We start from the raw sequence: 9,224 nt of genomic DNA on the forward strand, positions 1-9,224 counted from the left end.
GATCCGCAGCATGTAGGCGTGCAGCTGCAGATAGAGGCCGTTCATCAGACGGATTGTCTTGAACTGGTCCTCGGTCAGTTCGCCGGCGAGGCGGCGGCCGACCTGCTCGCGAAACTCGGCCGCCCGGTCGGCGACGAATTCCTTGTCGATGGCATCGTAGCGGTACATCCCGCCCTCACTTACGCTTGATAAGGTTGACGCGGCCCGTGGATCGGGCGGCGCCGGACGCGTGCAGCAGGGCCTCGACGACGTCGCCGCCTTCGGCCTGCTTGCCATGTTGCATGTGGTTGCTGGGGCCCAGCGCCCGGATCCGCTCGCGGTAGCTTACGGGCGTCCAGACGCCATCGGTCTCCTGCAGGTCGATCAGATAGGGCTCGACGACCACCGTGGGTTGGGACTTGGCGTGCGCCTCGGCGGCCTCGCCCGCGGCCGGGTCGGCGAACAGCTCGGCGTCGGCGAACCGCTCGACCCACTGGCCGGCCTTCCAGAACACCACCTCGCCGTCGGCGAGCCGGTTGGCGGTCAACGCCTTCATTCCGAAACCCCCTGCACTTTCAGCGGCTGCACGGCCGCGGGCGCGCCGCCGGCCTGGGCCAGGGCCATCGCCTCGCCGACCACCAGCAGCGCCGGGCCGGAGAGGCCTTCGGCCGCGCTCGCCAGTTCGACCAGCGTGGTCACGATCCGCCGCTCGTCGCCGCGGCTGGCGTTCTCGACGATCAGCGCCGGGGTCGAGCCCGCGCGCCCAGCCGCCATCAGCCGCGCGCCGATCGCGGCGGCGGTGGACAGGCCCATGTAGATCACCACCGTCTGGTTGGCCTTGGCGAGCGCCTCCCAGTCCAGGTCCGGCTCCTCGCCTTTGGCCGCATGGCCGGTGACGAAGGTCACGGCCTGGGCCGATCCGCGGTGGGTCAGCGGCGCGCCGGCCGAGGCGCCCGCGGCCAGGGCCGCAGTCACCCCGGGCACGACGTGACATTCGATCCCCGCCTCGCGGCAGGCCTCCAGCTCCTCGCCCCCGCGGCCGAAGACGAACGGGTCGCCCCCCTTCAGCCTCACCACCTCCAGCCCCTCACGGGCGAAGGCGACCAGCATCCGGTTGATCTCGTCCTGCGCGTAGGAATGGCGCGACTTGCGCTTGGCGACGCTGATCCGCCGGGCCTGCGCGGGCGCCATGTCCAGCACCTCGTCGGAAACCAGCCCGTCGTGGACCACCACGTCCGCCATCTGCAGCGCCTTCAGCGCCTTCAGGGTCAGGAGCTCCGGATCGCCCGGGCCGGCGCCCACCAGCCACACCCGGCCTGCCTTGCGGGCGCGCTGGCCACGCCCGAGGACGACGAGGCGTCCGGCCTTCGGCGGCCTGGCGGAGCGATGCGTCGTCATGGTTTTAGCTTCTCTAACACCCGGCGGTTAAAACTCAGTGCGGGGCGGACTTACCGCCCGCCCCGCCGTGTCCATTGGTGAAAAGGGCCGAGACACCTCCGGACGCTTGCAAACTGGTGCGCGAGGGGCCACTTCGCAAGCCAAGGACTTCTGCCGGGGCTGTCAGCAAAACTCATGGAACGCAACGTCGAGAGACGCCGTCTTCCGCCCTTGAACGCCCTTCGGGCCTTCGAGGCCGCCGCCCGTCACCTGAATTTCAGCCGGGCCGCCGACGAGCTGTCCGTCACCCCGGGCGCGGTCTCCCAGCAGATCCAGAACCTGGAGGACTATGTGGGCGCGGCGCTATTCAAGCGCACGCCCAAGGGCCTCTTGCTCACCGATGCGGCCCAGACCGCCCTGCCCGCGCTGCGCGAGGCCTTCGACCGCCTCGCCGAGGCCGCCTCCCTGCTCACCGCCGCCGTCGACGGCCGGCGTCTGACGCTGACCGCCGCCCCGTCCTTCGCCGCAAAGTGGCTGGTGCCGCGCCTGGGCAAGTTCGAGGACGCCCACCCGCAGGTGGACGTGTGGCTTTCCGCCGGCATCGACCTCGTCGACCTCACCGCCGGCGAGGTGGACCTGGCCATCCGCTACGGCGCCGGCCGCTATCCGGGCATGGAGGTCCGCCGGCTGATGAGCGAGACGGTGATCCCCGTCGCCTCACCCGACCTGATGGCGACCAACCCGATCAGCCAGCCCTCGGATCTCGCCCGCCACGTGCTGCTGCACGACGGCTCGCCCGAGCCGGACGACTCCTGCCCCGACTGGACCATGTGGCTCGCCGCCCGCGGCGTGAAGGGCGTCGACGGCACCCGCGGCCCGCGCTTCAACCAGTCCAGCCTGGTCATCGAGGCCGCCGCCAACGGTCGCGGCGTGGCGCTCGCCAAGCGCACCCTGGCCCAGGCCGACCTCGACGCCGGCCGCCTCGTCGCGCCCCTGCAGGACCAGACCGCCGTCGACTTCGCCTACTACCTCGTCCACCCCAAGGCCAAAGGCCGCCTGCCCCAGGTGAAGGCCTTCATCGGCTGGATCGAAGCCGAAGCCGCCGAACACGAGGAAAAGCTCCGCAACCTCGACGCCGGCGCGGGGATCTGACCCCGTCCGTTTCCCGCCGGAACGCCCCGCCGGGCGCGGCTACACTGGCGCCATGACCACCACCATCCTCTTCTGGCGGCGCCTTGATGTCGAAGGTCTCGAGCGCCTTGAGCTCACCGTCACGCCGGACGCCATCCTCGCCGACTCCAGCGTCATCTGCCTAGAAGCCGGCGGCTTTCGCCTTGACCACCGCTGGCGACTTTCCCCTGAGTGGCGCGCCCTCTCCGTCAGGGTTGAGCGCTGGGGTCCAGAAGGCCACCACGCGCTGGCCTTGGAGCGGACCGGCGCCGGCTGGCGGGTCGGCGGGGCGGCCCGCCCGGACCTCGACGGCGCCGAAGAGCCGGACGTCTCCGTCACCCCCTTCTGCAACACTTTCCCGATCCGCCGCACTCCGCAGGCGCCGGGCGCCAGCCTCACCCTCGACACCGCCTTCATCGACGGTGCGGCCCTCACCGTCGCCCGCTCGCGCCAGCGTTACGACCGCCAGGGGCCGGGCCGCCTGCGGTACGTGGACCTCGGCCTCTCCGCCGGCTTTCAGGCGGACCTCGTCGTCGACAGCCGGGGCCTCGTTGTGGCCTACGAACACCTCTTCGAGCGAATCGCCCCGCCCACGTGACCTATCGACGCTTGGCCGTTCCGGCGCCGCAGACACGCCAGATTCACGTCTAAGAGATGATCTGGCGCTGAAGAACTCGCGAGGTGTCGTCTTGAGAACTGTGGCGGTGATCGCCCTCAAAGGGGGTTCGGGCAAGACCACGCTCGCCACCCACCTGGCCCTGGCCGCCCATCTGCGCGGCGTCGACACCCTGCTGGCCGACAGCGACCCGCAGAAGTCGGCCCAGGACGTGCTCTCCGCCCGCGAAGACCCCGGGCCCGAATGCGTCGTGGTCTCCGGCGCCACCCTGCTCAACACCCAGTTCGCCGCCGAAGGCCTGGGCAAGCAGCTCCTGGTCATCGACACCCCCGCCGGCCAGGTGGAGGACGTCAGCGAGGCCATTGTGCTGGCCGACCTCGCCATCATGGTGGTCCGACCTACCCTGCTGGACCTGGCGGGCCTGGTGCGCACCCTGACCATCGTGCGCCGCCTCGGAAAGCCCTCGGCCGTGATCCTCAACCAAGCTCCCGTCGCCCGCGAAGGCGTGGAGTCGCCCCTGGTGAAGCGCATCCTGAAGGGCCTGGAATACATGCAGGCGCCGATGGCGCCGGTGATCCTGCGCTCGCGCGCCAGCTACCAGACCGCTCTGGAACGCGGCCGCTCCGCCGAGGAGACCTCCGACCGCGCCGCCGCCAAGGAAGTCGCCGAGCTCTGGGACTACGTCTTCGCTCGTCTCGCCGAAGGCCGCCAGGCCAAGCGCGCCTGAGGTCCTTCTGAGAAGGGTGCAGCCGCAACGTCAACCAGCGGCTATGGCGAGCGCTGCGGCCCGGGTGCTAAGCATCGCGCCGCTCACCGCGGAGACCGCCATGGAAGGCCCTACGTCCCACTTCTACTTCTCGCAGCGGCTGAAGCTGCACTACGTCGACTGGGGCAATCCGACGGCGCCGCCGATGCTGCTGGTGCACGGCGGCCTCGACCACTGCCGCAACTGGGACTGGGTCGCCCGGCGCCTGCGCGACCGCTATCACGTGGTCGCGCCCGACCTGCGGGGCCACGGCGACAGCGCCTGGGCGGTCGGCGGCGGCTACGACATGGCTAGCCATGTCTACGACCTGGCCCAGATCGTCGACCAGAAAGCGATGGCCCCGGTCACCATCATCTCCCACTCCTTCGGAGCGGGCATCGGCCTGAACTACTCTGGCGCCTTCCCGGACAAGGTGAAGAAGATCGTCGCCATCGAGGGCCTGGGCCCCTCCCCCGCCGCCATGGCCGAGCAGGCCAAGGTGCCGATCGAGGCGCGGCTGCGCAACTGGGTCGCCGAGAAGCGCAAGAACTCCGGCCGCACCCCGCGCCGCTACCCCAGCCTGGAGGACGCCATCGCCCGGATGGCCGAGGAGAATCCGCACCTCTCCCCCGAACAGGCCCGGCACCTCACCGTCTACGGGACGCACCAGAACGAGGACGGCACCTACTCCTGGAAGTTCGACAACTACGCCCGCGGCGGCGGCGTCGGCGGCCTCTCGCACGAGGACCAGCACCGCCTCTGGCGCTGCATCACGGCCCCCGTGCTGCTGGTCCGCGGCATGGAGTCCTGGGCCTCCGACCCGGTCGAGGACGGCCGCATCCAGCACTTCAAGAACGCCCGCCTCGCCAACTTCGAAGGCGCCGGCCACTGGGTCCACCACGACCAACTGGACGCCTTCATGGCCGAGGTGGAAGCGTTCTTGGCGGACTAGGCGCGGGGCCGCCGTTACGCCTTGTCCTCCGCCAGCGTGTGGGCGACGATCGCGTTGGCGTGCCCGTGCCCCATGCCGTGTTCGCTCTTGAGCATCGCCACCAGCTCCATATGCTTGGCCGGATAGCCCTTGCGGACCAGCTCTTGCCATTCGGAAATCGGCCGGCCGTACTTCTTCTCGATGGACGGGAAGTAGGAAGCGGGCCCCTTGATCCGTTCGTCAGCCATCGCGGGTTCGTCCTCTCTGAAGTTGTACCTGCATCAGCCGCCTGAGGCAGCCTCGAACACCGCCCGCTGCGCCTCGAACGCCCGCTGGAACGCCGGCCGCGCTTCGCCGCGGGCGACATAGGCGGCGATGTTCGGGTGGTCGGCCAGCAGGCTGGACCCATTGAGCCGGCGCAAGACCGTCACCATCAGCAGGTCGCCGGCGCTGAAGTCGCCGTCGAGCCAGTCGGCGTCCGCAAGGTGGCGGGAGAGGGCGACCAACCGCGTGCGGATGCTGTCCTCCAGCGCCCGCATCCGCGCCTCGTACCAGGGCTCCTTCCGCTCCAGGATCTGCACGAGGTCGCGGTCGAAGATCGGCGGCTCCACCGTGTTCAGGGCCGCGAACATCCACGCCACCGCCCTCGCCCGGGGGTTCGCCTCGCCCGGCAACAGCCCGTGGCGCCGCTCGGCGATGTGAAACACGATCGCGCCCGACTCGAAGAGGACGAGGTCGCCCTCCTCATAAGTCGGGATCTGCCCGAACGGATGGCGCGCCAGATGCACTGGCTGTTTCATCTGCGCGAACGAGACCAGCCGCACCTCGTACGGCTGGCCCACCTCCTCCAGCGCCCAGCGCACCCGCATGTCCCGCGCCAGCCCCCGACCACCGTCCGGCGAGCGTTCGAAGGCGGTGATGGTGGGGGTCGTCCGCATGGTCACTCTCCAGGCCTTCTTCCCGAGGACGAACCGCGGGCGCCGATCACGACATAGCGGCTGGATTTTTCTCGCCAGGAAGACGCCTGGCTCTACCCGCGTTGGCAAGTTGGGAGGCGGATGTGGCGCCTGCGCCAGTTCAGGAGGTGGGCTGACGCGAGCGCAAGCCCTCCGGCGATGCTCGCCCAATGCTCCATCGCCGCCGGGCCGAAGGCGCCGAGCGCCAACATGAAAAGCCCGGCGGTCCCGAGGCCCGCGACGGGCGCGGAGGGGCGCAGTCCCGACTTCGGCACGAGCAGGCTGCCGATCGCGACGGGCGCCGCAAGGGCCAGGATCGCCAGGTCAACCCACTCGGCCTCAGCCAAACCGGCGATCGCGGGCAGCGCTGAACTGACCAGTGGCAGTCCCAGGCAATGCACAAGGCACAGCGCCGAGAGCCCCGCGCCCGCCCCGTCCAGCCCCATAGCCCGCGCTCGCGTACCCATGCTCTCTCCTCTTGCAACGATGTGATGTTATATCATAACACCTCTGCTGCAAGGCTTGGGGGGGAGGCGGGAGTGGAGCGAAGGAAGCAGCGTGCGGTCGAAGCCGGCGCGATGGGCATGGGGCTGTTCTGCGCCGCCCTGGCCCCGCTCGCCTACGCGCAGGAGGCGCCCCCACCGGCCAACCTCGGCGAGGTCGTCGTGACCGGCCAGAAGCGCCAATCGACGCTGCAGGACAGCGACACCGCCGTCACCGTGCTGGACGCACGGGCCATCGATTACGCGCGCATCCGCGACTTCAGCCAGATCGACGAGCTGGTCCCCAACGTCCAGTTCAACCAGGGCGGCCAGCTGGGAAACGTGTTCATCACCATCCGCGGCGTGGAATCCAACCCGTTCATCGTGAACCGGGCCGCCGTCTACGTGGACGGCATCCCTTTCCGCGAGCTCACCAACGCCATCCTGAGCCAGGTGGAGTCGATCGAGGTGCTGCGCGGACCGCAGGGCACGCTGTACGGCGCCAACAGCGAGTCGGGCCTGATCGTCATCCGCACGCGCAACCCGCGCGATCTGCCAGAGCGTGAGCTGCGGGCCACGGTGAGCCGCTTCAGCGGCTCAGGCGGCTATGGCCTGGAAGGCTATTTCGCCCAGCCGCTGATCGAACACCGCCTGTCCGCGTCGCTGGCGGCCAAGTACAGCGACGAGGCGACCTGGATGCGCAACCGGGCGGCCGGCGCGATCGATCCCGGCCAGATCCGCGAGCTGTTCATCCACGCCAAGGTCCGCTGGACGCCGACCGAGGCCACCACCGTCAACGCTACGGCCTACATCCTCGACATCGATGCGCCCGGCCTGTTCGACAACGACTTCTTCCCGCAGGACAGCGCCCTCTACGACCGACTCTACAGCAACTTCAACGGCGGCCAGACATCCGGCCGCTATGGCTACTTCCGGGACGCCCCGGCGCGCACCGACGAGACGGAGTTTGTGGTCGGCCTGAGCGCGATCCAGCGGATCGGCGCCGGCGCCCTGGACGCGGCGGTGTCGTACCGGCGCGACGACTCCGACTCCCGGGGCCTGGACTTCGACTTCACGGCCCTGCCGACCGCCGCCGGGCGGGACGAGAACGACGAGCGGGTGTGGAACGCGGAGCTGCGCTACTCCAGCGACCCCGCCCGTCCGCTCAACTTCCTGGCCGGGGTCGCCTACTTCCGCGACGAGAAGGACAACCGCAAGTCCACCTTCGTGGGCTCCGGCACGCTGGATTCCTACATCGCCGCGCCCGTCCAGACGCGGACCATCGAAAGCTATTCCGCCTTCGCCTCGGCCCGCTGGACCCCCGCCCTTCTTCCTGACGTCACCCTTAGCGCCGGCCTCCGCTTCGACCGCACCCGGCAGGAAGCGGTGCAGACCGCCGGCCATCTCGACCTCGGCGGCGGGTCCATCCTCTACTACAGCGACGCGCGCCTGGCGGCCTCGGACGACGCCCTGCTGCCCCGCTTCTCCGTCACCTGGGAGCCCTCGCCAGACGCCACGGTCTATGGGACCGCGGCCAAGGGCAACATTCCGGGCGGCTTCAACCTTGCGGCCACGCAAGAGGGAATCTCCGACCCGGACGTGCTGCGATACCGCTCGGAGTCCATGTGGAGCTACGAACTCGGCCTCCGCCTCCGCTCGCCGGACGGCCGCCTGCGCGGCAGCGGCGCGATCTTCCATATCGATTCCGACAACTGGCAGGAGATCCGCGTGCTGACGGACGCCAACGGGCGGCCGACCTCCTCCGACTTCATCGGCTCGTCCGCTTCCGTGCGCAGCCGCGGCGTGGAGTTCGAGGCGAGCTGGGAGGCCGCCGAGGGGCTGAGCTTCAGCGGCGGCTTCGGGTGGGTCGATTCCGAGTACCGGTATCTCTTCAACGGCGCCGAGAACCTGGCCGGCAACCCGGTCAAGTTGGTGCCGGAGTATGACGCCAATCTCTCCGCCCGCTATCAACACGGCGCCGGCCTCTTCGCGCGCGTCGCCGTCAACTTCACCGGGGCGATGGCGCTGGATGAGCGCAACTACGGCCGCCAGGGCGCCACCACCACAGTGGACCTCCAGCTCGGCTATGATCGTGACGACTGGGTGGCTCGGGTCTTCGTGGACAACCTCACGGACGAGCGCCGTATCGGCGGGCTGGCCTTCGACAATCTGGCGTTCGGAATGGACGGCACGGTCTACGGCGCCCTCGAGGCGCCCCGCATCGTCGGCGTCGAGGTGGAGCGCCGCTTCTGACGCCCTCAGGCGTCCGTCGCCGGGCTTAGCTGACCCTCGTACGAGACGAGCTTGCCGAGCCAAGGGTGGGAGATCGTGACCGCGAACGCGAACCGCCCCTCCTCGACGTGCTCGTAGGCGGGCCCCGTCGGGCTCCAGGCCCTCGGCAGAACGACGCCGAAGAGGCTCCAGCGGCGGACGATAAGCTCCAGCCGCCCTTCGGCGACCACCGGAGCCAGGCCGACGGTTACCGGCCCGAACGATTCCAGGATCAGGCCGGCCCACCGGCCCCGCCCCTCCCACTGACGGCTGCTGAAGGACCGGCCGCCGAAGTTCCGGCGCCAGACTTCCCCGCCCTGCAGCGTGCGCTCGAACTCAACGCGAACCGGCGTTCGCCCCGGTGTCGGAAAGCCGAACAGGTTCGCCAGGAGCCGTGCTAGCGGATGGCCGCCGCGCTCGACCATCGCCACGCCGGCCATCGCCGTCGGGCGGTCGTGCAGGTCGCGGATCTCGGCGGGAAGCCGCCCATAAGCCTCGCGGAGCACACGTCGATAGAGCGGCGGCGCCTCAGCCTCTGAGCCCTCCGTCCGCCGGCCGGTGACGATGGTGCGGCCCGCGAACAGCTGGTCGTAGTCCGCGAGCTCCAGCTCGGCCACGGCCGCGCGGGCGCCCGGCGCTGGCGCTCGGCCGGCCAGCATGCACCGGACGATCGCCTCGGCGGCCATCGAGGGGATCA

At 70.0% G+C, this 9,224-nt stretch carries 11 protein-coding genes and 1 pseudogene; 5 read left to right on the forward strand and 7 right to left on the reverse strand.

Annotation, left to right across the window (positions count from 1 at the left end; translation table 11 throughout):
• From VHK87_RS18240 to cobA, 3 genes and pseudogenes are all read right to left on the reverse strand, one after another.
• A pseudogene (locus VHK87_RS18240) lies at positions 1-168 on the reverse strand (nitrite/sulfite reductase); the annotation flags it as partial.
• Positions 169-175: 7 nt separating this feature from the next.
• Positions 176-535, reverse strand: a complete 360-nt coding sequence (locus VHK87_RS18245) for a DUF2849 domain-containing protein (protein ID WP_329636318.1) — start codon at positions 533-535, stop codon at positions 176-178.
• Entirely contained in the window at positions 532-1,377 is an 846-nt protein-coding gene (gene cobA, locus VHK87_RS18250; RefSeq protein WP_329636319.1) for a uroporphyrinogen-III C-methyltransferase, read from the reverse strand. The genes VHK87_RS18245 and cobA overlap by 4 nt, the downstream gene beginning before the upstream one ends.
• Before the next feature lie 174 nt (positions 1,378-1,551).
• Between cobA and gcvA the strand changes: the two genes are divergently transcribed.
• The 4 genes from gcvA (at position 1,552) to VHK87_RS18270 (ending at position 4,839) form a co-directional block, all read left to right on the forward strand.
• Positions 1,552-2,508: a transcriptional regulator GcvA gene (gene gcvA, locus VHK87_RS18255; RefSeq protein ID WP_329636320.1), complete on the forward strand. Its 957-nt coding sequence runs from the start codon at positions 1,552-1,554 to the stop codon at positions 2,506-2,508.
• A 52-nt stretch (positions 2,509-2,560) separates the two neighbouring features.
• Positions 2,561-3,124 (forward strand): putative glycolipid-binding domain-containing protein, encoded by a 564-nt coding sequence (locus tag VHK87_RS18260; protein WP_329636321.1) that lies wholly within the window; start codon positions 2,561-2,563, stop codon positions 3,122-3,124.
• 100 nt (positions 3,125-3,224) lie between these two features.
• Positions 3,225-3,869, forward strand: coding sequence for a ParA family protein (locus VHK87_RS18265; protein ID WP_329636328.1), 645 nt, complete (start codon positions 3,225-3,227; stop codon positions 3,867-3,869).
• Positions 3,870-3,969: 100 nt separating this feature from the next.
• Positions 3,970-4,839 (forward strand): alpha/beta hydrolase, encoded by an 870-nt coding sequence (locus VHK87_RS18270; protein WP_329636322.1) that lies wholly within the window; start codon positions 3,970-3,972, stop codon positions 4,837-4,839.
• A 14-nt stretch (positions 4,840-4,853) separates the two neighbouring features.
• On the opposite strand, the gene VHK87_RS18275 is transcribed toward VHK87_RS18270, so the two are convergent.
• From VHK87_RS18275 to VHK87_RS18285, 3 genes are all read right to left on the reverse strand, one after another.
• A complete protein-coding gene (locus VHK87_RS18275) occupies positions 4,854-5,066 on the reverse strand; it encodes a DUF4287 domain-containing protein (RefSeq protein ID WP_329636323.1) in 213 nt (70 codons plus the stop codon).
• A 33-nt stretch (positions 5,067-5,099) separates the two neighbouring features.
• The gene (locus tag VHK87_RS18280) at positions 5,100-5,756 is read right to left on the reverse strand and encodes a glutathione S-transferase family protein (RefSeq protein ID WP_329636324.1); all 657 of its coding nucleotides are present in this window, start codon (positions 5,754-5,756) and stop codon (positions 5,100-5,102) included.
• Between the two features lie 92 nt (positions 5,757-5,848).
• Entirely contained in the window at positions 5,849-6,220 is a 372-nt protein-coding gene (locus tag VHK87_RS18285; RefSeq protein ID WP_329636325.1) for a MerC domain-containing protein, read from the reverse strand.
• A gap of 93 nt (positions 6,221-6,313) precedes the next feature.
• Between VHK87_RS18285 and VHK87_RS18290 the strand changes: the two genes are divergently transcribed.
• The gene (locus VHK87_RS18290) at positions 6,314-8,509 is read left to right on the forward strand and encodes a TonB-dependent receptor (RefSeq protein WP_329636326.1); all 2,196 of its coding nucleotides are present in this window, start codon (positions 6,314-6,316) and stop codon (positions 8,507-8,509) included.
• A 5-nt stretch (positions 8,510-8,514) separates the two neighbouring features.
• On the opposite strand, the gene VHK87_RS18295 is transcribed toward VHK87_RS18290, so the two are convergent.
• A partial coding sequence (locus VHK87_RS18295) for a DUF4166 domain-containing protein (protein ID WP_329636327.1) occupies positions 8,515-9,224 on the reverse strand: 710 nt, incomplete at its 5' end.

This window comes from Phenylobacterium sp. (assembly GCF_036263695.1).
Classification (GTDB): domain Bacteria; phylum Pseudomonadota; class Alphaproteobacteria; order Caulobacterales; family Caulobacteraceae; genus Phenylobacterium.